The 23,335-nt window shown below is 70.9% G+C and carries 24 protein-coding genes; 9 read left to right on the forward strand and 15 right to left on the reverse strand.

What is annotated here, in order from left to right; genetic code table 11:
- The 4 genes from D8M34_RS14575 to D8M34_RS14590 form a co-directional block, all read right to left on the reverse strand.
- Window positions 1-1,191, reverse strand: a 1,191-nt coding sequence (locus D8M34_RS14575) for an AAA family ATPase (RefSeq protein WP_148113060.1), incomplete at its 3' end; no start/stop codon positions are given.
- Entirely contained in the window at window positions 1,191-2,360 is a 1,170-nt protein-coding gene (locus D8M34_RS14580) for an exonuclease SbcCD subunit D (RefSeq protein WP_126894351.1), read from the reverse strand. The genes D8M34_RS14575 and D8M34_RS14580, both read right to left, overlap by 1 nt.
- A gap of 255 nt (window positions 2,361-2,615) precedes the next feature.
- Entirely contained in the window at window positions 2,616-3,098 is a 483-nt protein-coding gene (locus tag D8M34_RS14585; protein ID WP_126894352.1) for a DIP1984 family protein, read from the reverse strand.
- Window positions 3,099-3,150: 52 nt separating this feature from the next.
- Window positions 3,151-3,459 (reverse strand): GNAT family N-acetyltransferase, encoded by a 309-nt coding sequence (locus D8M34_RS14590; RefSeq protein WP_025104484.1) that lies wholly within the window; start codon window positions 3,457-3,459, stop codon window positions 3,151-3,153.
- Window positions 3,460-3,789: 330 nt separating this feature from the next.
- Here D8M34_RS14590 and D8M34_RS14595 point away from each other — a divergent pair, with 330 nt between their 5' ends.
- The 3 genes from D8M34_RS14595 to D8M34_RS14605 are packed head-to-tail and all read left to right on the forward strand — an operon-like array spanning window position 3,790 to window position 5,752.
- A complete protein-coding gene (locus D8M34_RS14595; protein ID WP_085603874.1) occupies window positions 3,790-4,503 on the forward strand; it encodes a winged helix-turn-helix domain-containing protein in 714 nt (237 codons plus the stop codon).
- A 53-nt stretch (window positions 4,504-4,556) separates the two neighbouring features.
- A complete protein-coding gene (locus tag D8M34_RS14600; RefSeq protein WP_126894353.1) occupies window positions 4,557-5,516 on the forward strand; it encodes a DNA-3-methyladenine glycosylase family protein in 960 nt (319 codons plus the stop codon).
- Between the two features lie 38 nt (window positions 5,517-5,554).
- Complete coding sequence (locus D8M34_RS14605; protein ID WP_025104487.1) at window positions 5,555-5,752, forward strand: hypothetical protein; 198 nt, start codon at window positions 5,555-5,557, stop codon at window positions 5,750-5,752.
- 6 nt (window positions 5,753-5,758) lie between these two features.
- Here D8M34_RS14605 and D8M34_RS14610 read toward each other — a convergent pair whose 3' ends face one another.
- Genes D8M34_RS14610 through D8M34_RS14625 form a run of 4 tightly spaced genes read right to left on the reverse strand, consistent with a single transcriptional unit; the run spans window position 5,759 to window position 9,577 of the window.
- On the reverse strand, window positions 5,759-6,514 hold the full coding sequence (locus tag D8M34_RS14610; RefSeq protein ID WP_062635655.1) for an iron ABC transporter ATP-binding protein: 756 nt from the start codon (window positions 6,512-6,514) through the stop codon (window positions 5,759-5,761).
- Window positions 6,511-7,539 carry an iron chelate uptake ABC transporter family permease subunit gene (locus D8M34_RS14615; protein WP_126894354.1) on the reverse strand — a complete coding sequence of 343 codons (1,029 nt, stop codon included), beginning with the start codon at window positions 7,537-7,539 and terminating at the stop codon, window positions 6,511-6,513. Before D8M34_RS14615 ends, D8M34_RS14610 begins: the two co-directional genes overlap by 4 nt.
- Before the next feature lie 7 nt (window positions 7,540-7,546).
- Window positions 7,547-8,533, reverse strand: coding sequence for an ABC transporter permease (locus D8M34_RS14620; RefSeq protein ID WP_025104490.1), 987 nt, complete (start codon window positions 8,531-8,533; stop codon window positions 7,547-7,549).
- 48 nt (window positions 8,534-8,581) lie between these two features.
- Complete coding sequence (locus tag D8M34_RS14625) at window positions 8,582-9,577, reverse strand: siderophore ABC transporter substrate-binding protein (RefSeq protein ID WP_126894355.1); 996 nt, start codon at window positions 9,575-9,577, stop codon at window positions 8,582-8,584.
- Window positions 9,578-9,677: 100 nt separating this feature from the next.
- Between D8M34_RS14625 and D8M34_RS14630 the strand changes: the two genes are divergently transcribed.
- The 6 genes from D8M34_RS14630 (at window position 9,678) to D8M34_RS14655 (ending at window position 13,967) form a co-directional block, all read left to right on the forward strand.
- Window positions 9,678-10,445, forward strand: coding sequence for a siderophore-interacting protein (locus D8M34_RS14630; RefSeq protein ID WP_025104492.1), 768 nt, complete (start codon window positions 9,678-9,680; stop codon window positions 10,443-10,445).
- Between the two features lie 31 nt (window positions 10,446-10,476).
- Window positions 10,477-10,878, forward strand: a complete 402-nt coding sequence (locus D8M34_RS14635; protein ID WP_025104493.1) for a VOC family protein — start codon at window positions 10,477-10,479, stop codon at window positions 10,876-10,878.
- 274 nt (window positions 10,879-11,152) lie between these two features.
- Window positions 11,153-12,322, forward strand: a complete 1,170-nt coding sequence (locus D8M34_RS14640; RefSeq protein WP_126894356.1) for an RtcB family protein — start codon at window positions 11,153-11,155, stop codon at window positions 12,320-12,322.
- 145 nt (window positions 12,323-12,467) lie between these two features.
- A complete protein-coding gene (locus D8M34_RS14645) occupies window positions 12,468-12,743 on the forward strand; it encodes a hypothetical protein (RefSeq protein ID WP_025104495.1) in 276 nt (91 codons plus the stop codon).
- Window positions 12,744-12,753: 10 nt separating this feature from the next.
- Entirely contained in the window at window positions 12,754-13,512 is a 759-nt protein-coding gene (locus D8M34_RS14650; RefSeq protein WP_085603892.1) for an SDR family oxidoreductase, read from the forward strand.
- A gap of 44 nt (window positions 13,513-13,556) precedes the next feature.
- A complete protein-coding gene (locus D8M34_RS14655; RefSeq protein ID WP_025104497.1) occupies window positions 13,557-13,967 on the forward strand; it encodes a VOC family protein in 411 nt (136 codons plus the stop codon).
- 22 nt (window positions 13,968-13,989) lie between these two features.
- Here the strand turns inward: D8M34_RS14655 and D8M34_RS14660 are convergent, their stop codons facing one another.
- The 7 genes from D8M34_RS14660 to thrC all read right to left on the reverse strand — a co-directional run bounded on the left by D8M34_RS14660 (window position 13,990) and on the right by thrC (window position 23,278).
- The gene (locus D8M34_RS14660) at window positions 13,990-15,504 is read right to left on the reverse strand and encodes a PucR family transcriptional regulator (protein ID WP_174235394.1); all 1,515 of its coding nucleotides are present in this window, start codon (window positions 15,502-15,504) and stop codon (window positions 13,990-13,992) included.
- The gene (locus D8M34_RS14665; protein WP_126894358.1) at window positions 15,501-16,529 is read right to left on the reverse strand and encodes an S-methyl thiohydantoin desulfurase domain-containing protein; all 1,029 of its coding nucleotides are present in this window, start codon (window positions 16,527-16,529) and stop codon (window positions 15,501-15,503) included. Before D8M34_RS14665 ends, D8M34_RS14660 begins: the two co-directional genes overlap by 4 nt.
- Before the next feature lie 10 nt (window positions 16,530-16,539).
- Window positions 16,540-17,643, reverse strand: coding sequence for a DUF917 domain-containing protein (locus D8M34_RS14670; RefSeq protein WP_085603901.1), 1,104 nt, complete (start codon window positions 17,641-17,643; stop codon window positions 16,540-16,542).
- The gene (locus D8M34_RS14675) at window positions 17,640-18,740 is read right to left on the reverse strand and encodes a DUF917 domain-containing protein (RefSeq protein WP_085603904.1); all 1,101 of its coding nucleotides are present in this window, start codon (window positions 18,738-18,740) and stop codon (window positions 17,640-17,642) included. Before D8M34_RS14675 ends, D8M34_RS14670 begins: the two co-directional genes overlap by 4 nt.
- Window position 18,741: 1 nt before the next feature.
- A complete protein-coding gene (locus D8M34_RS14680) occupies window positions 18,742-20,289 on the reverse strand; it encodes a hydantoinase/oxoprolinase N-terminal domain-containing protein (protein WP_085603906.1) in 1,548 nt (515 codons plus the stop codon).
- 43 nt (window positions 20,290-20,332) lie between these two features.
- Window positions 20,333-21,673, reverse strand: coding sequence for a purine-cytosine permease family protein (locus D8M34_RS14685; RefSeq protein ID WP_025104503.1), 1,341 nt, complete (start codon window positions 21,671-21,673; stop codon window positions 20,333-20,335).
- 201 nt (window positions 21,674-21,874) lie between these two features.
- Window positions 21,875-23,278, reverse strand: a complete 1,404-nt coding sequence (thrC, locus tag D8M34_RS14690; RefSeq protein ID WP_126894359.1) for a threonine synthase — start codon at window positions 23,276-23,278, stop codon at window positions 21,875-21,877.
- Between the last annotated feature and the right edge of the window lie 57 nt (window positions 23,279-23,335).

Below are 23,335 nucleotides of genomic sequence, written 5' to 3' on the forward strand. Positions count from 1 at the left end.
TCGCGGTGCCTCGGCCTCCAGCACGACGGCGCGCTCCCAGACCCCGGAGGCCCGTGTCCGGTCGGCGATCCACGCATCGAGGTCGTCGGTCTCGACACCGAGCTGATCCCAGTCCGCGCGTGCGCGCTTCTCCGCAGCCACCGCGTCATCAGCCGCCGTCACGGCACGGTCGGCCGCGGTGATCGAGGACCGCAGCGCCTCGGCCGCCCGCGCCCTGGCGAGCTCCGCCTTCGCCTCGGCGATGGCTCCCTCCTCGGCGTCCAGACGCGCCATCGCCGCACGGGCACGGTCGCGCTCGCTCTGGGCACGTTGATCCTCCCGTGCGGCGGCCAGAACAGCATCGGCGGCCTCGAACCGCCTCTCCGCCTCCTGACGCTCGGCAGCGCGCCGTTCCGCCCGGTACGCAGCGCGAGCCTGCGCCCGTTCCAGCTCCGCCAGGCGATCGGCCGTCGTGAGGCCCTCCCCCTGCGCCTCCGGTCCGACCTCGCCGTCGGCGTCGCCGGCGTCGCGCCCGAGGTCGGCATCCGCCACGAGGCGCTCGGCCTCGTCCAGCCGGGCGGACACCGTGGCGAGACGTGCCCCGAGGCTCTGCTCGGCATGGCGTCGCCGCTCGTCGAACCGCGCCTGCACGTCTTCGAAACGCTCGGTGCCGAAGAGCCGGCGCAGCAGCGCCTGCCGGTCCCTGCTGCCTGCGAGCAGGAACTCCGAGAACCGGTTCTGGGCCAGCAGGATCACCTGCAGGAACTGCTCGCGGCTGAGCTGAAGGATGTCGTCGAGCTCGTGCGCCACGTCGACAGCCCGCGCCGCGCGACCGACCCAGCCGTCGTCCGTGAGCTCCTCCAGGGAGACCGCCGCCGCCTGCTTCGTCAGGCCTCCTCCCCGCCGGGCCGGCCGGAGGTACTCGGGGGAACGCGTGACCCGGTAGCGGCCGGACGGCGTGCTGAACTCGACGACGACCTCGGAGGGGTCGTCCGGTTCGCTGTGGTCGCTGCGGAGCCTCTTCTCCCCGCCGTCGTACCGCGGCACCCCGCCGTACAGCCCGAAGCAGACCGCATCCAGGATGCTCGACTTCCCCGCTCCGGTGCGGCCGGCGATGAGGAAGATCCCGTCGTCGGCGAAGGCGTCGAAGTCCACGGTCTGCCGCGCACGGAAGGGCCCGAACCCCTCGACCTCCAGACGATGCAGCCGCACTAGACGAGGGCTTCCGCGCGGACCCGGTCGTCGAGCACCTCGCGGATCAGCTCGCGTTCGACCTCGGTGGCTCCCTGGCCGGCGCGCACGTGCTCGAGGAACGCATCGATCCGGTCGGCATCGGTCACCGCGGACCGCAGCCGCTCACCGTACGAGCGCTCGCGCTCCTCTCCGGTCGCAGCGGGCTGATGCTGCACCATGGCACAGTGCGGGTACGCCTCGCGGAGCCGTCGCATGGGCTCGGTCTGCGGCACGGCGTCGGTATAGACGGCGCACACCCAGGCGTCGGCGTGCGCGGCCACGCTCTCTGCGGAGAGGATCTCCTCGAAGGTGCCGGTCAGCGTGACCAGTCGCCGCGGAACCGGAAGCTCCAGCCACTCGACGCCCGCAAGGCCGTCGGCATCCAGGTCGACCAGCCAGGAGCCGCGCGGCTTGTGCTGTTCGCCGAAGCTGTAGTGCAGCGGAGCGCCGGCGTACCGCACCCGCTCGCTCACCTGCTGGCGACCGTGGATGTGGCCCAGTGCGACGTAGTCGGGGCCGTCGAACGCGCGGAGGGGGACGACGTCGAGGCCGCCCTGCCGCACCTCGCGCTCGAGACCCTCCGTCGGCTCCACGCCCGCGGCGAAGCAGTGGGCGATGGCGACCGACCGGCCCTCGTGCTCCTGCATGCCCGCGCGGACGAGCGTCATCGCGTGCGTCATGGTCTGCGCCTGCGTGCGCAGCTGCCGCCCCTCGGCGTCGCCCTCCGGCCAGTGCTGGCGAACGATCGCGGGCTCCAGGTACGGGATACCGAAGAAGTGCACGGGACCGTGGGCATCGTCGATCGTGACGGGCGTGCCGACCGCGAGGGGATCGGTGAGCACGTGGATGCCGTCGCGCAGCAGTCGGGCCTGGAACCCCAGCCGCGCGGCGGAGTCGTGGTTGCCACTGGTGACGACCACCCGCGCTCCCGTCTCGTGCAGACCGACGAGAGCGTCTCCGAGCAGGGTGTAGGCGGCGGCCGAGGGCGTGGCGGAGTCGAACACGTCGCCCGCGACGATGACGACGTCCACCTCGTGCTCCCTGACCTGCGTGGTCAGGGCGGCGAGCACCTCGGCGAGCGCATCCATGGTGGAGTTGCCATGGAACGTCCGGCCGATGTGCCAGTCCGAGGTGTGCAGGATCCGCATACCCCCACGGTACGAAGACCCTCGGACATTCCCTCCGAGGCGTGCCGGGAGCGCCATCTCCCGAGTCACGAGGAGGAAGCGGAAGGTCCCCTGACCCACCCTCGTCGCGGCGGCCGGCACGCGGTGATGCGAAATGCGCTGTGCACCTTCACCTGTGCGGCGTGCGGGGCTGCGCGATGCGAGATCAGGGCTGCCCTCCGCCCACAGGAGCCGGGCTTGCCCCGCCGGCTGAGGGTTGTGCCCGCTCCGTCGCGACTACCGACTTCCGCTCTCCTCCTCGAGGTCGTGCGACCAGTTCGCCTGCTGGATCCGGTTGTCGAGCTCTCGGAGCTCCTGGGCGACCGCATCCGCCCGCGCACGCAGCGCGGCGACGGGCAGCGCGGACACCTGCCGCAGCTCCGAGCGCATCTGCCGCAGGTACTGCTCGTTCGCCCCCGAGGCCGCGGCCGCCGCATCCGTGAGCACGGCGTGACGCAGGCGCAGCACGTCCCGCGCGGCCAGCGCATCGGTCATCGTCCCGTCCGGGCCGAGGTCGAGCCGGGCGTTCGTGACGTTGATGCGGCGGATGAGGCTCTGCAGCCGGGTCAACGCGGCCTCCGCCTCCTCGATCAACGCCGTCGCGTCCTCGGCGGGCTCCTCGCCCTCCTGGTACCGGGCGTTCGCGACGATGCGCGCCCGCAGCTGCTCGATGCGGCGCTGCAGGTCGGCGCGGGCGGCGAGGGCTTCGGCGAGTCTCATGCCCTCATCCTCGCAGGCGGCGGCCGTAACAGTCCGTCATACAGCCGGAAGGTCAGCGCGTGCGGAGAAGACCCGACTGCTCGGGGTGCGCGGCGAACCACTCCGCCACGTACCAGCAGACGGCGTCCACCTTGCGGTCGCCGCGCTCCGCGATGTCGGCCACGGCCCCCTCGACCACCTTCCCGGCGTACCCGTTCCCGCGGAATGCCGGGACCGTGTAGGCCCGGGTGAGCGCGACCGTGTGGCCGTCGTCCCGGTAGTCGAGCACGCTGACGAGCTTCCCGTCGCGCGTGAGGGTGTACCGCGATGCGTCCTTCTCGTCGGTCAGGATGAAGCCGCCGACGGTGTGCGAGATCGTCATCCGTGTCACGTTACGCCTCTTGCGACGCGCCCGGGCGTTTTGACATGTCCCGTCACGATCGGACATAATCCCCCCATGACCATCAACGCACGCCCTTTGTCCGCCCAGGAGGCGAACGGGACTGCCGGGATGATGATGCCCGGTCGCGTTGACATGTGTTGCCGAATGTGTCGCTGAACGAACAGCCACCTCGCCTGACCTGACTCCTCGCCATCTGCGAGAGCAGCGTCCCGAGCACACACCCGTGCTCGCTTCCCCGGCTCCGCCGGTCATTCGTGCAACGCATCCGAGCCCCCTCCCGTCGGGCTCACGTCCTGAGGACCCATCATCATGTCGAACTCCGCCCTTCTCGAGCGTCCCGCCGTCACCGCCCCGAACCGCACCGTCCGACCCGCCGAGCCGTCGGCCCCGTTGGCCCCGGCCGGCGCCGACCTCCCCGCCGTCCGCTCGCCCCGCGGCTTCGCCCTCTACGTCGGCCTGGACGAGATCAAGGCCGCCGAAGCCGGTGTGAGCCTTCCGCTGCTCGTCGACGCCCTCCGCCGCACGCTGGCCGAGCTCGCGCCCGGCGCCGAGACCCACGCCACCGTCGCCCTCGCCCCGCACGGCTCCGGCGGCCGAGACCTCGACGTCGTGCGTCTCGCCCTGCAGGAGCCCGGCGCGATCGCCCGCACCAAGGCCGCCGCCGAGGAGGAGACCACGCCCGAGGAGTCCGGCGTCACCGTCGACATCTCCCGCAAGCGCGTGCTCATCGACGGCGAGTCCGCCGCCTTCACCTACAAGGAGTTCGAGCTGCTGCAGTACCTCGTCCTCCGCGAGGGCCGCACGATCGAGCGCAGCGAGCTCGTCGCCGCCCTCTGGCAGGCCCAGGACGACGAGACGCCGGGCGAGCGCACGATCGACGTGCACGTGCGCCGGCTGCGGGCGAAGCTCGGCCGCTACGAGGACATCGTCCGTACCGTGCGCGGCATCGGCTACCGGTTCGACCGTCACGCCGATGTCGTCATCCGCTACGGCCACGGAACCCCGTCGCCCGACCGCTTCTGACGCGCTCCCCTCGCCGGGAGGCCGGTGTCAGGAGCCGCGCGTAGGGTGGGCGCATGACCCTCGCCGCCGCCCCCGCGACGGCGGGCGCCGTCCGCGCGGGCCCTCCGCGGGAGACGACGTACCGCCCGCCGCAGCCGCTCGATCTCCGGCGCACCGTCGGCATGCTGCGCCGCGGCGGCACCGATCCGACGATGGTCTTCGACGGCCCGGTCATCTGGCGCGCGGTCCGCACACCGCAGGGCCCCTCGACGCTCGCCCTGCGGATGTCGGGGAACGAGGTCAAGGCGACCGCCTGGGGCCCGGGTGCCGAGCACGCCCTCGCCCTCGTGCCGGCGCTGTGCGGTGCCGGCGACGACCCGACCGGCTTCGATCCCTCCCTGCACCCCCTCATCGCCGAGGCGGCCCGGCGGCACCCCGGCATCCGGCTCGCGCGGACGGATGAGGTCTTCGATGCCCTCGCCTGCGGCATCCTCGAGCAGAAGGTCACCTCCATGCAGGCCTTCGGCGCCTGGAGGTACCTCGTGTCGCGCTACGGCGACCCGGCACCGGGGCCGACGCCGCGACCGATGGCCGTCGCTCCCACGGCGGCGCAGTGGCGACGCATCCCGTCCTGGGCGTGGCATCGCGCCGGAGTGGAGCCGCCCCAGTCGAAGACCATCGTGCGGGCAGCGGAGCGCGGCGACCGCATCGCCGCTGCCGTCCGAGCGGCCACGACCGGCCCTGACCGTGACCGCGTGCTCACGAGCCTGCCCGGAGTCGGCGTCTGGACCGCTGCGGAGACCCGGATCCGCGCGCTGGGCGACCCCGATGCGGTCAGCGTGGGCGACTACCACCTGGCGCACGAGGTCGGGCATGCCCTGACCGGGCACCGCACGGACGATGCCGGAATGGTCGAACTGCTCGCACCCTGGGCCGGCCACCGGCAGCGCGTCATCCGGCTCATCTTCGCGAGCGGCGTCGCCGAGGCGCGGCGCGGGCCCCGGCTCGCGCCGGAGGACCACCGCCGACGCTGATCGGTCTGTGATCGCAGCGACCGACGTATGCTGAGCGCATGTCCCGTACCGCCCTGCGCATCTTCGTCACGGTCGGCCTGCTGATCGCCGGTGTCGTCCTCGGCCTCATCTTCCAGAACGTCTGGCTGGGCGTGCTGCTCGCCGCGATCGTGTGGTTCGGCTGGTTCCTCGGCTACGAGTCCCGCCGCGGTCACAACGCGGGCGTGAACGACGAGGACCATGGCGTCGAGCTCTGACGCCCGTCAGTAGTAGACGGCGAGGGGGCCGGACGGGCCCTCCACGACCTGCACCGGGGTGTCGAACACCCGGCTCAGCACGTCGTCCGTCATGATCTCCGCCGGCGGGCCGAACTCCACCACCCGGCCGTCCTTCATGGCGCAGATGTGGTCGGCGTAGTGCCCGGCGAAGTTGATGTCGTGCAGCACGATGACGATCGTGCGCCCGAGCTCCTCCGCCGCCCGCCGCAGGTGCTTCATCATCTGCACGGCGTGCCGCATGTCGAGGTTGTTGAGGGGCTCGTCCAGCAGCACGAACTCCGTGTCCTGCGCGAGGACCATGGCCACGTAGGCCCGCTGCCGCTGCCCGCCCGAGAGCTCGTCGAGGTAGCGCCCCTCGAGCGCCCCTAGATCGAGGAAGTCGATCGCCTGGCTGATGACCTCCTCGTCGGCCCTCGTCAACCGGCCCTGGGAGTGCGGGAAGCGGCCGAAACCCACGAGCTGCCGCACGGTGAGCCTGGTCACGAAGTGGTTCTCCTGGCGGAGGATCGAGACCACCTTGGCCAGATCCTTCGACTTCGTGGAGGCGACGTCGAGCCCGGCGATCTCGATGGCTCCGGCGTCCATCCCGTTCAGCCGGCCGATCATGGTCAGGAGCGTCGATTTGCCGGCACCGTTCGGCCCGATGAGGGCCGTGATCCCGCCGGTCGGGATCCGGAGGTCGACGGGGCCGATCGCCACCTCGCTGCTGTAGTCACGGCGGACGCCGTCGAGTGCGATCACAGTCTGCCCTTTCGGAGGATGACGATGAGGAACACGGTGCCGCCCACGATCTCGATGAGGATCGACACCATGCCCTGCGCGTAGAAGACGTTCTTCATGACGAAGTACGCCCCCGCCAGGATCGAGAACGCGGTGAGGACGGCGACCGGGAAGATCAGCCGATGGTCGTGCGTGTCGGCGAACTGGTAGGCGAGCGTCGCCACGAGGAAGCCCAGGAAGGTCATCGGTCCGACCAGGGCGGTGGAGGTGGCCATCAGCACCGCGACGAGCGTCAGGACGAGGAACTGCTCCCTGCGGTGGTCGAGCCCCAGCGATCGCGCGGCATCGGGACCGAGCGCGAGCACGTTCAACCGCCGGGACCGCAGCCACAGCAGGGCGGACGCCGCGATCACGAGCGGGACCGCGAGCGGGAGGTACGAAGGGTCGGCGTTGGAGACGTTACCGAACAGCCGGGCGGCGAGCACATCGAACTCGCTGGGGGTGAGCAGCCGCTGCATGAAGGTGGCGATCGCCCCGAGGCCTCCCCCGATCACGATGCCCACGAGCAGCATGATCTGGAGGTTGCCGTATCGGCCCGACAGCAGCCACCCGTAGAGCACGACGGCGAGCCCGACCATGACGAGCACCTGGAGGGCGAACTGGCCGACGCCCTGGATCGTCACCAGACCCGCCACCCCGAAGAGGTACACGGTCGTGGTCTGCACGACGCGGTACAACGACTCGAAGCCCATGATCGAGGGAGTGATGATCCGGTTGTTCGTGACCGTCTGGAAGCTCACCGTGGCGACGGCCTGGGCGACCGCGACGAGCGCCATCACGACCACGGCGGTCGCGCGGTGCTGCGCGATGCGCCAGAAGCCGGGGGTGCCGACGGGGAGCGGGTTGTCCCAGGCGAGGAGACCGAAGGCGGAACCGAGGGCGATCACGCCGAGCACCACCAGCACGACGATGTAGCGGCGGCGCGCCCGTGCGGTCGTGAACGCCCCGGCCGACCGCGTCGTCCGCGGGGCCGTGGTCGCCGTCATCGTCGCCTCAGCCACGACGACGCTGCCGAAGGAGGAGGAGCACGAACACGACCGCGCCGACGACACCGAGGATCAGCGACACCGGCACCTCGAACGGCATGATGATCGTCCGCCCGATGATGTCGCAGACGGTGACGATCGCGATGCCGAGAAGACACACCCACGGCAGATTGCTGCGCAGGTCGTCACCACGGACCATCGAGACGATGTTCGGGACGATGAGCCCCAGGAAGGGGAGGTTGCCGACGACGACGGTCACCACGCCGGTCGTCACCGCGATCAGCGCGGTGCCGAGCAGGATCATCCGGTTGTAGTTCACCCCGACGTTGGTGGCGATCTCCTCCCCCAGCCCGGCGATGGTCAGCCGGTCGGCCACGAGGAAGACGATGACGCCGATGATGGCGACGATCCACAGCATCTCGTACTGGCCGCGCATGACCGACGTGAAGCTGCCCGCGAACCAGACGCCGATGATCTGCAGCGAGTTCGTGGCGAGGGCGAAGTAGGTCGTGATGGCGCCGACCACCGCGCCCAGCATGATGCCGACGATGGGCACGATGAGCGACGACTTCAACGCGACGCGGCGGAGGAACGCGAAGAACACCATCGTGCCGACGAACGCGGCGAGCACGGCTCCGGCCATGCGCAGCGGAAGCGAGGGCTGCGGCACGAGCACCATCACGGCGAGGAGCCCGAGTCCCGCCCACTCCGTGGTCCCGGTGGTGGTCGGCTCGACGAAGCGGTTCTGCGTGAGCAGCTGCATGACGAGGCCGGCCATCGCCATCGCCGCGCCGGCGAGCACCAGCGCGATCGTGCGGGGAACGCGGGTGATCTGGAACATCTGCGCGCCGTCGTCCGCGCCGGCGATGTCGTACACGCCGGTGAAGAGCGAGATCACCAGGAGCGCCGCCACGACGAGGACGCCGATGAGCAGCTTCGGATCGAACAGCCGTGCGGACGATCGCGATGTCGATGTGAGGAGAGGAGAGGTCATGGGGGATGCCGGCGGCGGCGCCCCGGTCGGGACGCCGCCGCACAGCCCTTACTTGTCGGCGCTCTTCTCGAGCGCGTCGGCGAGGTCGTTGAGGAACGTCGTGTACGTCTGGATGCTCTCGTTCAGGTAGGTGTCCGTGGGCATGTAGACGATCTGGTCGTCCTTCACGGCGGTCACGCCGGCGAGCGCCTCGGAGCTCTCGATGATCTCCGCCGCCTGCACGTAGTCCGGCGTCTCCGCCGCGAACACGGCATCCCGGTCGAGCACCAGGATCCAGTCGGGGTTCGAGGCGGCGATCGCCTCGACCGAGATCTCGTCGCCCTGGTGGTCGTCGGTCGCGTCGTCGACCTGCAGTGCCGGCGTGAGGCCGAGCATGTCGTAGATCGGTCCCAGCGAGCGGCCGACGGTCGGAGCGAGGTAGCCGATCTGCCCGCCCGAAGTGTTCACCGCCATGACGGTGTCGGCGTCGTCGTAGGCCGCCTTCGCGCGGTCCACAGCGGCGTCGAACTCCTCGACGAGCTTCTGTGCCTCGTCCTGCTTGCCGAAGATCTCGCCCAGGGCGGTGGTCTGCCGCTTGAGCTCCTCGTCGAAGGGCTCGCCGTCCCTCGGCTCCAGGTCGATGATCGTGGCGTCAGGGACGAGCTCGGCGATGGCCTCGTTGTGCTGCGTGAACCGCTGGCCGCTGATGATGAGGTCGGGGTCGGCGGCGACGATGGCCTCGAGGTCGGGCTCGGAGTGCAGGCCGATGTCGACGATGTCCTCGTCCTTCACGTAGGAGACGGTCTCCGGCATGAGGGAGACCGCGCCGGCGGAGAGCTCGATGCCCCAGTCGGAGAGGGTCTGGAAGGTCCGGTTGTCCAGAGCGACGACCGAGGCCGGCGGCGTGCTGATCTCGTGCGTGCCGGTGTTGTCCTCGATGGTCACGGTCCCCGATTCCGCCGTCGTCTCTTCGGGTTCGGCTTCGCCGCCGGACGCGCAGCCGGAGAGGGCGAGCAGGCCGACGATAGCGACGCTCGTGGCGGTGAGGGTTCTGGGCACGGACATGGAGAGACTCCTGTTCTGCGGGGATGTGTGCGCCCTCGTGGGGCGCCGGTCCGACGGGCGGGCGAGCCGACCGCGTCGGTTTTTAGGTTAGCCTTACTTTATGAGCGATACGAAATCCGGTTTCTCGATCGAGCGTCGCGGCCTCGAGCTGCGCTTCCGCAACGTCACGCTGAGCGCCCGCGAATGGCTCGCTCCGGACTTCGTGCGCGTCCGCCTGTCCGGGCCCGACCTCGCCGGCTTCGACTCCCCGGGTTCCGACGACCACATGCGGCTCTTCTTCCCGAGCGGCCCCGTGGACTCGGTGGAGGAGCTGCGGGCCTCCCCGAGCCGCGAGTACACGCCCCTCGCCTGGGGTGACGACTGGCTCGACGTGGAGTTCGCCGTGCACGGCGATCAGGGCGTGGCCGCCCCGTGGGCCGCGAACGCCCCGCTCGGGTCGACCATCGGCGTCGGCGGGCCGCGCGGCGCCGCCGTCCTCACCGGAGAGCCGGGATCATGGCTCCTCGTCGGCGACGAGACCGCCATCCCCGCGATCCGTCGCTTCGCCGCCCTCATCCCCGCCGGCACCCCCGCACGCATCGTCATCGAGACGGTGTCGGCCGGCCGCGAGATCGAGATCGACGCTCCGGTGCCTGTCGAGTGGCTGCACCGCGGCGACGCGCCGGCCGGCTCCGCGCTGATCGCCTTCCTCGACGCGCTGACCGCGGACGACGTCGTGGGAGACGACCCGTTCGTGTTCATCGCCGCCGAGCAGTCCATCGTGAAGCCCGGCCGGGCCCTGCTCGCACGCTGGGGCGTAGACAGCGCGAACGCCGTCGTGAAGGGCTACTGGAAGCGCGGCGAAGCCGAATACCACGCTCCGCACTGACAGGCGACCGCTGCGCTGACAGACTGGGCGCATGGCTCTCCTCGATCACCTGGGCATCACCGTCGCCGACCTGGAGCGCGGACGCGCGCAGTTCCATCCCGTGCTCACCGCGCTCGGCTACGAGCTCGGTGGGGAGGACGATCACTCGATCTCCTGGCACACCGGCGACGAGACCGAGATCATCCTCTACACGTGGGACGACGATTCCACGCCTCACCGCCACGGCCGCGTCGGCTGGCAGCACATGGCCTTCGCGGTGCCGTCGCGCGCCGAGGTCGACCGACTCCACGACCTCGCCCTCGACGCCGGCTGGACCGCGGTGCGCGAGCCGAAGGAGTATCCGCGGTACAGCGAGCGGTACTACGCCTCTTTCGTCGAGGACGCCGACGGCATCCGGCTCGAGTTCATGTACAACCCGCCGAAGGACGCTTGACGCCCGGGCGTGTCGCCGCCTAGGGTGGCAAGGCTGTGCCGACCGGCGCCGCACACCAGCCGAGGAGACGACGGATGACCGCCCCGCGGAATCTTCCCCAGAACGTGGCATTGCCGCTTCCGCAGAAGCGCAATGACCGCGACGAGTCGTACCCTCCGGCGCGCGCCGTGTGACAGCATCCGCTCTCGCAACGCCCCGCACCGTCAGGTCCGGGGCGTTTTCCGTCGGAAGACTCCCTGACCTGTGGCCGGACACCACCACAAGGAAAGGAATCATGGAGAGGCTCTCCGCGCGGCTGCTGTCGTGGGCGTCCCTGATCGATGAGAAGACCCTCGATCAGGCCCGCACCACCTCACGCATGCCGTTCATCCACCCGCACCTGGCGCTGATGCCGGATGCGCACCTCGGCAAGGGCGCGACCGTCGGGTCTGTCATCCCGACGCTCGGCGCGATCATCCCCGCGGCCGTCGGCGTCGACATCGGCTGCGGCATGATCGCCGTCCGCACGCCGTTCACGAAGGACGACCTCGACGGGTGCGACCTCGCCGCGCTCCGGGAGCAGATCGAGCGCGCGATCCCGCTGTCCGCCGGGCACTACAACAACAAGGTCGTGGCGACGGCCGCACCGCGCATCGCCGAGCTGGAGGAGCGAGCACGTGCGGCCGAGTTCGACCCCGAGGGCTACGCGAAGAACTGGCGGCTCCAGCTCGGCACGCTCGGCTCGGGGAACCACTTCATCGAGGTGTCGGTGGACGAGCTCGACCGGGTCTGGCTGTTCCTGCATTCCGGGTCCCGCGGCGTGGGCAACAAGATCGCCGGGCACCACATCGCGGTCGCGCAGCGGCTGGCGAAGCAGTGGTGGATCGACCTGCCCGACCCCGACCTGGCCTACCTCGTCGAGGGCACGCCGGAGTTCACGCGCTACATCCGCGAGCTCCGGTGGGCACAGCACTTCGCGTTGCTGAACCGCGAGGAGATGATGGACCGCGTCATCCGGCAGCTCTCCGACTTCCTCGGCGCTCCGGTCGAGGAGGAGGAGCGGATCAACTGCCACCACAACTTCACGGAGTCGGAGATGCACTTCGGAAAGCGCGTCTGGGTGTCCCGCAAGGGCGCGATCCAGGCGGACGCGGGTCGGCCCGGACTCATCCCCGGGTCGATGGGCACGGCATCGTACGTGGTGGAGGGGCTCGGCGACCCGCTGTCGCTGAACTCCTCCCCGCACGGTGCCGGGCGGGAGTACTCGCGGTCCGCGGCGCGGAAGACGTTCACCCACGCGCAGCTGCGGGAGGCGATGGCCGGCATCGAGTTCCGGGACACCGACGCCTTCATCGATGAGATCCCCCAGGCCTACAAGCCCATCGATCGGGTGATGGAGGATGCGGCGAGCCTGGTGCGGATCCGGCACATGCTGCGACAGCTCGTGAACGTGAAGGGCGACTGACCGAGGGCCGGGTGAGGAGGGATCCTCACCCGGCCCTTCCTCCCGAATCCCCGCGATCTCCGGTGTCTCCACAGAGCGCGAGGGGCCGGGCGTGGCGTCCGCCAGGATGCTGGCAGGCTGAAGGATCCGGTGCCACGATGAGGGGATGGAAACCATGGACGGTGCGCAGGTCTGGACCATGATCGGCGCGTTCACGGCGCTGATGATGGGCATGCTCACGGTCGTCTCGACGCTGTTCATCCGCGTCCTCCGCAGCGAGATCGGGGGCCTGCGGAACGAGATGACCGCGCGCTTCGATGCGGTCAACACCCGCTTCGACGCGGTCGGCACGCGCATCGACGGCGTCAACGCCCGCATCGACGGGCTCGACCGTGATGTGCAGGCGCTCGTGAAGCGCACTTTCGGGCTGGATCGGGAGTGAGGATCGACGCATGAGGATCGTCGTCGCAGGAGGGACCGGCGTCGTCGGCACGCCCACGGTGGAGGCCGTCCGGGGCGCCGGTCATGAGGCCGTCGTGCTCAGTCGTTCGCACGGCGTCGATCTGGTCAGCGGGCGCGGGCTGGAGGCGGCGCTGACCGGAGCCGATGCCGTGATCGATGTCGTGAGCGTCGAGACCCTGAAGGCGAGCACGGCGATCGAGTTCTTCACCGCCGCCACCGGGAACCTCCTCGCCGCCGCCGCGGACACCGGCGTGGGGCACGTCGTCCTGCTCTCCATCGTCGGCATCGACCGGATCCCCTACGACTACTACGCGGGCAAAGTGGCCCAGGAGAAGCTGGTCTCCGCGTCCGCCGTCCCCTCCACGATCCTCCGAGCCACGCAGTTCCACGAGTTCGCCGCGCAGATGTTCGCGCGCGCGAAGGCGGGGCCGCTGCATCTCGCCCCGCGTGCGCGCACGCAGCCGGTGGCGGCCCGCGAGGTCGCGGAGCGGCTCGTCACGCTCGCGATCGGGGACGCGCAGGGTCGAGTGCCTGACTTCGCCGGCCCCCGCGAAGAGCAGCTCGCCGACATGGTGCGGGCGTACGCTCGGCGCATCGGGTACCGAGGCTGGATCCCGGCGCTGAACGTGCCCGGCCCGCAGATGGCGGGGATGCGCGCGGGGAAGGCGCTGCCGGGACCGGATGCCGTGCGCGGGACGCAGACGTTCACAGAATGGCTTGCCGAGGCGGTGCCGGCGCGCGCAGACTGAGGAGGGGCGGGGGTCTTCCAGCAGTCGAGCGACCAGGAGCACGCATGGCGAACCTCAATCCCTACCTGTCCTTCCGCACCGAGGCCCGCGAGGCCATGGAGTTCTACCGGGGAGTCCTCGGCGGAGATCTCGACATCACGGTCTTCGGCGACTTCCCCGACATGGTGCAGGATCCGAGCCAGAAGGACCTCGTGATGCATGCGCAGCTCACGACCCCCGACGGCCTCGTGCTCATGGCGTCGGACACCCCGGAGGGCATGACCTACGAGAAGCCGCAGGGCGTCTCCGTGTCCCTGAGCGGCAACACCCAGGAGGTCACCCGGCAGGTGTGGGACCGCCTCTCCGAAGGCGCCACGATCACGATGCCGCTCGATGTGCCGCCGTGGGGCGGGACGTTCGGGATGCTCGTCGACCGCTTCGGGATCGCCTGGATGCTGCACGGCGACCCGGAGTGACCCCGGACGGTGTGCTCCGGGCTCAGCCCGGCAGCACCGCCCGGCACGCGAGATGCAGCGCCAGCCGCGCCTCGGGGTCGTTCATGTCGATCCCGAGGAGCTCCTGCACCCGGCGGATCCGCACGGCCACCGTGTTGCGGTGCAGCCCGAGAGCGGCCGCGGTGGCCGCGATGCCGGACTCGTGGTCGAGGTAGGCCGACAGGGTCCTGAGCAGTTCCCCGTTCCCCTCGGCCAGAGGGGCGAGCAGCGACTGCGCGGCCGGGACGAAGGTGTCGTTGCCGGTCCAGGCGAGCAGGAGCTGTTCGAGCCCGAGGCTGTCGACGCGGACGAACCATCCGGTGGCCGACCGGGCCGCGGCGATCCGTGCGGCGTCGCCGGCCTCGTCGAGGGTCGCCGCCAGTCCTTCCGGCCCGGTCTGCGCCGAGCCCACCCCGGTCGCCACGGCGAAGTCGCGCAGTGCCGTGAGGTGGAGGTCGCGCAGTGCCGTCACGGCCCGCTCGATGCGATCGGGCCCCGGGGCCTCAGCGAACGAGAGCCAGCCGCTGAGGCCTCGACCCGCCGTGGTCGCGTGCGCCTCGGCGTCGATCGCGCTGAGGCCGGGCCTGATCGCACGGAGGAGTGCGAGCGGCTCCACCCGGCTGCGCGCCACCATGCGGAAGCCGAGGTGATGCCCGCCGGTGCGCCACCCCCGCTCCGCCATGCGCCGTTCCACATCGGCATCGGCGGCTCCGCGGAGCTCGACGAAGTCCCGCAGCAGGCCCGACGATGCCGCGACGTCGTTGACGGCCGCGATCTCGTCGATGAGGATGCGGGCGGCCACCGCGGGCATGGCGACCTCCGCGGCCACCAGGAGCGACCGCAGCTGTGCCTCTCCGAAGCCGTGGCCGAACAGGACGAGACGCAGACCGGACCGGCCGGGGCTGTCCACCCGCACCGAGGCGGCCGTGCCCTCCCCCGCCCTGGCGCTGTCGCTCCACGCGTCGAAGCGGATCGCCGCGTGCAGTTCGGCGTCCAGGTGTCCGCCGGCTTCACGGAGCACTCCCGCGGCATCGACGAGAGCGACGCCCAGACCGAGGTTCGCCGCGAGGTGTCCGAGCAGGTCGCCGAGGTCGTCGGCGGCGTACTCGAACGACTGCGCGACCTTGCGCACCCGCGTGAGCGTCAGAGCGTCGCGGGCCTCGATGAGCATCCAGCAGGCGCGGGCGAGCTGGACCGGCCTCTCGACGTCGAGCAGGGCGAGACCGATCCGGTCCGCGAGGCGGAGCGCCCCGGGGTCGACACCGGCGGCACCGGGGAGGGCGAGCCCCGTGAACCCGCGGTCGCGGACCCGGCGCAGCATCGCGTCCTGCTGCCAGGTGGCGACCGGCGCCCCGGACGTGAGGATCGCGAGCCGGCCGATGCCCTCGTCGGGCAGGTCGGACTCGCCGGCTTCCACCACCACCGCGTCCCACGCGACATCCCGCGGGCCCGCGACATGGCGGAGGACGCCGTTCTCCTCCTGCGCAAGCAGCGCCGGCAGCGCGAGCGCCCCGCTCACGCCGCGTCCAGATCGACGAGCCCGTAGGCGGAAGGCACCACCCGGGCCCGACGCTCGGGGCGGGCGTTCCACCATGCGGGAGCGGGGAGGGCGAGGGTCGCCACGGTGCGCCCCGGGGCCAGCTCGGTGACTTCGAGGACGTCTCGGGACACGGCGTCCAGGAGGACGATGATCTCGGGCGCCGCGGCCACCAGCAGGCCGTCGGTGAGCACCGCGAGGGTCTCGGACCGGGTGACGATGCGGTGCACCGCTCCGCCGAGTCCGGCGATCTCGACCGCGTTCACGTGCGGGTCGGCCGCGGAGGACGCGGTGGTCACGATGCGGCCCTCGGCGAGCAGCGTCCCCCCGAGCACCTCGGCGAGGACCGGCAGCGGTGCCGCCCGGTGCGCCAGGAAGCTGCGGCCGAGGGCGAGCGCGCGGGCGAGGTGGTCGGCGATGGCGTGCTCGCGCAGGTCGCCGACGGTGAAGCCGGCGAGAACGGCGCAGCCGACGCCTCCGGCCTGGATGATGGCCGAACGCACCACGCGCTCGGCATCGATCGCCCTCGTCGCCTCCACGAGCGCCACCCCGTCGGCCCCGGTCTCGCACGCGAAGACCAGTCCCGGCACGCGGTCGACGAACAGCGACATCTGATCGAGTCCCGGCACCGCACGCCCCGTGCAGTCGGCGTCCACCACGGTGTGCGATCCGGCCAGAGTGAGCGGCGCGAGGCCGTTCATCCCTCCGCCCTCGAGCGAGCACACCGCCGGGACGGGATGTCCGAGCCATCTCTCCACCGCCCGCAGCAGCGGGGCGAAGGGCGCGGCACCGGGCATCCGCTCGCCGAGCAGCATCGTCGACCCGACGAAGGCCACGCCGAGACAGGGCGTGGCGGGGTCCAGCGCGTCCACCGGCGCGACGTCGAGGGGCCAGGGCGCGGTGGTGCCGAGGATGAGTTCGAGCATCGTCGTGGACCCGCCGCCGCCGGAGCCGAGCAGGGCGTACCCGCGGGCGAGCGCCTCCAGGTCGTCCCGCTCCAGCCTCATGGGATCCAGCCTAAGACGCGGCCATCCCCTCGACGGGAGCGAACTCCTCGGTCAGGCCGAAAGCGGACGGCCCGAAGGCGGCCAGAGCCTCGGGGGTGCGCATCATCGCCGGCGTCGAGATGCCGAGCACCCGGACGCGCTGACCGTAGCGGAGTCCCTCCGTGGTGATGGGTTCGGCGGTCTCGTGATCGACGACGCAGATGAGATCGGGAACGATCGCGACGAGCCGTCCACCCCGCCGCGCGGTGAGGTTCTCGTTCTGGAAGGCGATCTCGAACGTGTCGTCCGCCGCGGCGCCGAGCGGAGCGATGACCGCCCGCCCCTTCGCGAAACCCTCGGTGGTCCGTCGTTCGACATCCACCACCTTCCCGACGCAGAGCTCGCGCACATGCGGGTAGAGCGTGGTCGCGAGCGTCGCGGCGATCGCCTCGAACGGCGAGCGGTGCTCTTCCCGGGCGAGCCGGATCGCTCGGCCCAGGGCGAGAGCCATCGAGATGGTGCGCGGCACCGCCGTGCGCCGCACGTCGGCGCCGCTCATGGCGTACTCGGCGATGTGACCGACGCCACCCAGCCGGATCGTGATGCCGCGGGCGAGCCACTCCATCTGACGATCGTCGTCTCCCGTGTCGATGACGACGCGCTCCCCGCGCTCTCCGGCGAGCGCGAGCGGCGAGCCGTGCACGCCGTAGACCGCGAAGGTCTCCATCGACAGCTCGGGGAACGCCCGGCCCATGCCGTCCGCGTCCACGACCGGAAGACCGGTCTCCGCGGCGACGATGAGCGGGATCATCGAGTTGATCCCCCCGCACTCGATCGGCATGGTGGCATCGGCCCGGCGTCCCAGGTGGTCCTCCAGGGTGCGCAGAGCGAGGGTGGGCTCGGTGCCGGCGGGGATCTTCTCGACCATCACCGTCGGCGCCCCCATCTGCGCGGTCGGGATGACGAAGAGGTCGTCGGCGAGGTCGTCCGGGTCGAGGATCGTGATCGCCCCGTCGCCGAGCACGCGCTCCACCAGCATCTTGCCGATGTAGGGGTCGCCTCCTCCGCCGGTGCCGAGCAGCGTGGCGCCGCGGGCGAGGTCGGGCAGGTCTGCCGCGGTCAGCTCCCAGCTCATGCGGCGACCCCTGCCGCGGCGTCTCCGGCGGAGACCGTGCCGTCGAACCGGTGCGCCGGGATGTCGTAGCCGAAGTACCCCGGGCCGACCATCGCGAGAGCCGCGTCCGAGTGCCAGCGCTCATCAGCGGGAGCGGCGATCACGCGGACGCGCTGGCCGTAGCGCAGCCCCTCGGTCGTGACGGGCTCCCCCGACTCGCCGTCGAGGACCATGATGAGGTCGGGGGTGGTCGCCAGCACCCGCCCGTCCGCCTCCGCGACGAGGTGCTCGTTCTGGAACTGCAGCGTCAGCGAGGCTCCGCTCTCTCCGTCGATCCGTGCCCGACCGCGCGCGAAGCCGGTCGTCGTGGCCCGGTTCACGTCGGCGACCTTGCCACCGAACAGCTCGCGACCGCCGAGGAGCTCGACGACGGCGGCGACCGGGTCGGTCTTCGCCTCGCGGGCCTCCGCGATCCGCTGACCGATGTCGATGCACCGGGACAGCGATCCCGCCACCAGCGACTGGCGTGCGGCGGCACCCGACATCGAGAAGCCGGAGATCATGACGGAGCAGCCCATCTCGACGCACGCGACGCGGGCGATGCGCTCGGTCCAGGAGTTGTCGGCGGTCTGCAGCACCCCCGTGTTCCCCTTCTCGTCGCTGAAGGCGAGCGGCGAGGCCGTCACGCCGTACAGCGTCGGGAGCACCATCTGCAGCTCGGGGAAGGCGCGACCCATGCCGTCCGCGTCGACGAGCGGCAGCCCGAGCGCGGCGGCGGCGGCGATCGGGATCGTCGAGTTCACGCCGCCGACCTCGGCGCAGGCGATGTGGGTGACCGGGCGGCCGAGGTGGATCCCGAGCGCCTTGACCGGCTCGATGACCTCCGCGAGGCTCGGCAGCTTCTCGACCATGACGGTGGGCGCGCCCATCATGGCGACGAACAGCACGAGGGCGTCGTCCGGCACCTCGTCGAGCGCCACGACCGTGACGTCTCCCGAGGCGAGGGCCTGGCGGGCGAGGAGCGCGCCGATGTACGGGTCGCCGCCCCCGCCGGTGCCGAGCACGGCCGCGCCGCGAGCGAGACCGTCGATGTCGGCCGCGGTGATCGTCGTGCTCATGTCAGGCCCCCATGTCGAGGTCGCCGACGGCCTTCACGCGGATGCGCGTCGCGTTACCGGGAAGATACGGAATGGGGACCTCGTCGAAGTCGATGATCGACACGGTCGCGGGCTTGGCGCCGGCCGCGATGGCCTTGTCGACGGCCTCGGCGCGCACCTCCGCGATCGTCTCGTCGCGACGGCCCGGCTCGATCGCGTAGACCTTGTCGATCTCGCCGCCGACCTGGGCGATCGAGGCGCCGATGGCGTTCGCGACCGCATAGTTCTCCGGGCGATGGACGGTGCCGAACAGGGGCAGCTCGTCGGGCAGCAGGATGGACCCGCCGCCGACGGCCACGACCGCGATGGGCTCCGGCGACGTGCGCATGCGGTCCACCGCCTCCGCGACGCGCTCCGCGATGCGGGCGAGCACGCGCTCCACGAACGCGGGGTCGAGGTGCGCGACCTTGGCGGGATCCCCCACCTGCGCACGACCGGCGGCGACCGCGATGTCGGTGGCCGTGAGGGTCGAGCCGCCGAAGACCAGAGCCTCCGTCGTCAGCCGGTATCCGACCGAGGCCGGGCCCACCTCGGCCGTCTCCTCGTCGACGATGCTGCCACCGCCGATGCCGAGGGAGAGCACGTCCGGCATGCGGAAGTTCGTGCGGATGCCGGCGACCTTCACCTCGTTCGCCGTCTCCCGGGGGAAGCCGTTGATGAGCAGGCCGATGTCGGCGGTGGTGCCGCCCACGTCGATGACGGCGCAGTCGACGAGGCCGCTGGTGGCCGCCGCCCCGCGCATCGAGTTGGTGGGGCCGGAGGCGAAGGTCGCGACCGGGTACCGGCGCACGTAGTCCTCGTCCATGAGCGTACCGTCGTTCTGGCTGAGGAAGATCGGCGCTTCGATGCCCTGCGCACGGACCGCCGAGGTGAGCCCGTCGACGATCTCCGACGCGAGCTCGCGGAGGGCGGCATTGATGATCGTCGCGTTCTCGCGCTCCAGCAGTCCGATGCGGCCGATCTCATGCGACAGCGAGATGGCGGCGTCCTCTCCGAGCACAGACGCGACGATCTCGGCCGCCTGCACTTCGAGGTCGTGGTTGACCGGGCTGAACACCGACGAGATGGCCACCGAGCGGATGCCGTTCGCCTTCATGTCCTCGGCGTGCGCGCGGATCTCGTCGGGGTCGAGCGGCGAGATCGGGCGGCCGTCGAACTCGTAGCCGCCGTGCGCCAGGTAGCTGCGTGCCTGGGTGGCCGCGACGAGAACCTCCGGCCAGTCGATCAGCGGCGGCAGCGCGCGCGTCGCGGGCAGACCGAGTCGAAGGGCCGCGACCGGAGCGAGCCGGCTCGCCTGCACGAGCGCATTGATGAAGTGCGTCGTGCCGATCATCACCGCGTCGATGTCGCCGCCCTCGAAGGAGTGCCCCGCACGGAGGTCTTCGATGGCCTGGACGATCCCGCTCGTCACGTCCGGGGTCGTGGAGTGCTTGACCCCGGCCAGGGTGCGGGTGCCGTCCATGAGGACGGCGTCGGTGTTGGTGCCGCCGACGTCGATGCCGATGTGCATGATGCTCGCTTTCGTGGAGGTGGTTCGTGTCCGGCGGGTCTGCTCAGACCGCGGCGGGGGCGCTGTCGACGGGGTCCGCCTGCCGGGTGGTCGCGACGCCGACGCCGCGCACCCAGCCGAGCTTGCCGGCGACGATGTAGAGCACCATCGACAGGAAGAGGCTGAGCAGCGAGGGGATGCCCCAGGTCACGAAGTAGCCGACCAGCGAGGACACCAGCCAGACGACGATCGTGGCCGGGACGATCCGGGGCGCGGTGCCGGGCAGGGTGCCGGCCTCGCGGGTCGCGTCGAGCTCGGGACGCCAGCGGCGCACCACGTAGTACTCGGCGACCATGATCCCGGCGATCGGCGGGAACGCGACGCTGAGCACGACGAGGAACTCGGTGAACTGGCCGAGGATGCCGACCGCCGCAAGCACCGATCCCACCACGCCGAGGACGATGGTCGTGGTGACGCGGTGGAGGTTCTTCCCGAAGGCGGTGGAGATGAAGTTCACCAGGCCGAGCGTGGAGGAGTACAGGTTCCAGTCGTTGATCTTCAGCGTGCCGGTGAGGACGATGAACAGGCCGACGAACCCGACGGACGAGGTGACGATGGCGACGATGTCGCCGGTCGCCGCCGCGTGGGCGAGAAGCACGCCGGCGAGGCCGATCACGAACTCGCCGAGGGAGACGCCCAGCACCGTCTGCTTGACGACGTCGGCCCGAGAGCGGTTGAAGCGGGTCATGTCGCCGGTGATGATGGCGCCGACGATGAGGCCGCCGGCGACGATGCCCGTGCCCGCCCAGACGCTCATGGTCGGTCCAGGCGCGGGGCCGGTGAGCAGCTCGCCGATGTCGTGACGGGTGAGCTCGGAGATGACGGACCAGCCCACGAGGATCAGGAACAGCGGCACGGTGATGTTCGCGAGCCACTGCATCCCGACGAAGCCGAAGGCGACGATCGCGGTGACGGCGAGGCCGAAGATGAGGCTCCACGCCCAGACCGGCAGGGCACCGGGCATGAGCGCGTCGAGCGACTGCGCGGAGATGGCGGACTGGATGCCGAACCAGCCGATGAGGCTGATGCCGATCGCGAGGCCGACGAGCGAGGCGCCGATCTCGCCGAAGCCCGTCCAGCGGGCGAGGAGCGCGGTGTTCAGGCCCTCACGCTGGCCGATGAAGCCGACCACGCACATGATCACCTCGAGGATGAGCGAGCCGAACAGGAAGGCGAGGACGGCCTCGCCGAAGGTCATGCTGTAACCGAGGGTCGCGCCGAGGAGGAACTGCGAGAGGGCGGAGACCTGTCCGAATCGCTGGACGGCGATTCCGAACCAGGGCTTGCGGGCCTCAGGAGTCACTCGGGAGAGCGCGAAGTCGTCTGCGTGCGCCGTGCGTGCCATGGGGAGTCCTTCGGGAGGAGGATACGGGTTGCCCGCCACGGTACTCACCCCCGTCCCCTCCCCGACATGTGCACTCCGCCCCGATCCCCCCTTCCTCTGTGCACACTGCCCATTTCCGCCGAGACCCCGGGTTCACGTCGAAACCCCCTGTCTCCGGCGTGCGGGACAGGGGGTTTCGGCGCGACAGCGGGGTCTGGCGGGTCAGTGGAGGGCGTTCTCCTCGATGAAGGCACGGAGAGCGTGCTCGTCGTCGGGCATCTCGGTCACGTGCTGGGGGGCGTCGAGCATGGCGCGCAGCTCGGGGGCGTACGCCAGCTCGACCCCGATGGCCTCGTGGATGGTCTCGGCGAACTTCTCGGGCTTGGCCGTCTCCAGCACCAGCATCGGCACTCCGGGCTCGACGTACTCCCGCGCGACCTTCACGCCGTCGGCGGTGTGCGGGTCGATCACCTCGCCGGAGGCCTCGTACACGTCGCGGATGGTCGCGAGCCGGTCCTCGTGCGTCGAGGTGCCGCTCACGATGCCGAACTCCTCCGCGAAGCGCGCCTGCTCGGCCGAGAAGTCGAAGAAGCCCTGGGCCTCCAGGTCGTCCCACGCGCCGACCACTCGCGCCGGATCGCGGTCGACGAGCTCGAAGATGAAGCGCTCGAGGTTCGACGCCTTCGAGATGTCCATCGACGGGCTCGAGGTGGCCAGCGTCTGGGCGGCGCTGCGGGGGCGGTACACCCCCGTGCGGAAGAACTCGTCGAGCACGTTGTTCTCGTTCGCGGCGAGCACGAGGCGTCGGATCGGCAGTCCCATCTGCTTCGCGAAGAATCCGGAGAGGATGTTGCCGAAGTTCCCCGAGGGGACGGTGAACGACACCTCGGCCCAGCCGCCGGCGTCGGTCGCGCGCAGCCACGCCCAGAAGTAGTAGACCGTCTGCGCGGTGATGCGGGCGAGGTTGATCGAGTTCACGGCGCCCAGGTGCTGAGCGCGCTTGAAGTCGAGGTCGCCGGCGAGCTTCTTCACGAGGTTCTGGCAGTCGTCGAAGACGCCCTCCACCGCGATGTTGTGCACGTTCGCGTCGTCGAGCGAGAACATCTGCGCCCGCTGGAACGCGCTCATCCGGCCCTGCGGCGACAGCATGAACACCGCGACGCGCTCCTTGCCGCGCAGGGCGTGCTCCGCGGCCGAGCCGGTGTCACCAGACGTGGCACCGAGGATGTTGAGGACCGAGCCCTGGCGCTCGAGCGTGTACTCCAGCACCTGCCCGAGGAACTGCATGGCCATGTCCTTGAACGCCAGCGTCGGGCCCTCGGAGAGGCCGACCAGCGTGAGGTCGTCGTCCACGCGACGCAGCGGGACGACGCCGTCCGGGAAGTCCGCATACGCCGCCGCCGTCATCCGGGCGAGGTCCTCCCGCGGGATGTCGGTCGCGAAGAGGCCGAGCACCTCGGTCGCCAGCTGCGGATAGGTCAGGGCCCGCCAGCGCTCGAGCGTCTCGCCGTCGACCTCGGGCATGACGTCGGGGACGGCCAGGCCGCCGTCGGGCGCCAGGCCCTCCAGCAGCGTCTCGCTGAACGACTGCGGCTGCATGCCGCCGCGGGTGGAGATGAACGGCACGTGTGCTCCTCGGCTCGGGACTCGGCGCCTCCATTCTCGCAGGCCGTGACGACCGAA

The sequence above is a fragment of the Microbacterium sp. HSID17254 genome (genome assembly GCF_003989315.1).
Classification (GTDB): Bacteria; Actinomycetota; Actinomycetes; order Actinomycetales; family Microbacteriaceae; genus Microbacterium.

Bases quoted from the DNA above. Each gene is read 5' to 3' on its own strand.
- D8M34_RS14635 (WP_025104493.1), top strand. From the start codon at position 10,477: ATGGCTCTCCTCGATCACCTGGGCATCACCGTCGCCGACCTGGAGCGC.
- D8M34_RS14650 (WP_085603892.1), top strand. From the start codon at position 12,754: ATGAGGATCGTCGTCGCAGGAGGGACCGGCGTCGTCGGCACGCCCACG.
- D8M34_RS14585 (WP_126894352.1), bottom strand. From the start codon at position 3,098: ATGAGACTCGCCGAAGCCCTCGCCGCCCGCGCCGACCTGCAGCGCCGC.
- D8M34_RS14645 (WP_025104495.1), top strand. From the start codon at position 12,468: ATGGAAACCATGGACGGTGCGCAGGTCTGGACCATGATCGGCGCGTTC.
- D8M34_RS14590 (WP_025104484.1), bottom strand. From the start codon at position 3,459: ATGACGATCTCGCACACCGTCGGCGGCTTCATCCTGACCGACGAGAAG.
- D8M34_RS14600 (WP_126894353.1), top strand. From the start codon at position 4,557: ATGACCCTCGCCGCCGCCCCCGCGACGGCGGGCGCCGTCCGCGCGGGC.
- D8M34_RS14580 (WP_126894351.1), bottom strand. From the start codon at position 2,360: ATGCGGATCCTGCACACCTCGGACTGGCACATCGGCCGGACGTTCCAT.
- D8M34_RS14665 (WP_126894358.1), bottom strand. From the start codon at position 16,529: ATGAGGCTGGAGCGGGACGACCTGGAGGCGCTCGCCCGCGGGTACGCC.
- D8M34_RS14685 (WP_025104503.1), bottom strand. From the start codon at position 21,673: ATGGCACGCACGGCGCACGCAGACGACTTCGCGCTCTCCCGAGTGACT.
- D8M34_RS14675 (WP_085603904.1), bottom strand. From the start codon at position 18,740: ATGAGCACGACGATCACCGCGGCCGACATCGACGGTCTCGCTCGCGGC.
- D8M34_RS14680 (WP_085603906.1), bottom strand. From the start codon at position 20,289: ATGCACATCGGCATCGACGTCGGCGGCACCAACACCGACGCCGTCCTC.
- D8M34_RS14640 (WP_126894356.1), top strand. From the start codon at position 11,153: ATGGAGAGGCTCTCCGCGCGGCTGCTGTCGTGGGCGTCCCTGATCGAT.
- D8M34_RS14595 (WP_085603874.1), top strand. From the start codon at position 3,790: ATGTCGAACTCCGCCCTTCTCGAGCGTCCCGCCGTCACCGCCCCGAAC.
- D8M34_RS14620 (WP_025104490.1), bottom strand. From the start codon at position 8,533: ATGACCTCTCCTCTCCTCACATCGACATCGCGATCGTCCGCACGGCTG.
- D8M34_RS14630 (WP_025104492.1), top strand. From the start codon at position 9,678: ATGAGCGATACGAAATCCGGTTTCTCGATCGAGCGTCGCGGCCTCGAG.
- D8M34_RS14605 (WP_025104487.1), top strand. From the start codon at position 5,555: ATGTCCCGTACCGCCCTGCGCATCTTCGTCACGGTCGGCCTGCTGATC.
- D8M34_RS14615 (WP_126894354.1), bottom strand. From the start codon at position 7,539: ATGACGGCGACCACGGCCCCGCGGACGACGCGGTCGGCCGGGGCGTTC.
- D8M34_RS14625 (WP_126894355.1), bottom strand. From the start codon at position 9,577: ATGTCCGTGCCCAGAACCCTCACCGCCACGAGCGTCGCTATCGTCGGC.
- D8M34_RS14655 (WP_025104497.1), top strand. From the start codon at position 13,557: ATGGCGAACCTCAATCCCTACCTGTCCTTCCGCACCGAGGCCCGCGAG.
- D8M34_RS14670 (WP_085603901.1), bottom strand. From the start codon at position 17,643: ATGAGCTGGGAGCTGACCGCGGCAGACCTGCCCGACCTCGCCCGCGGC.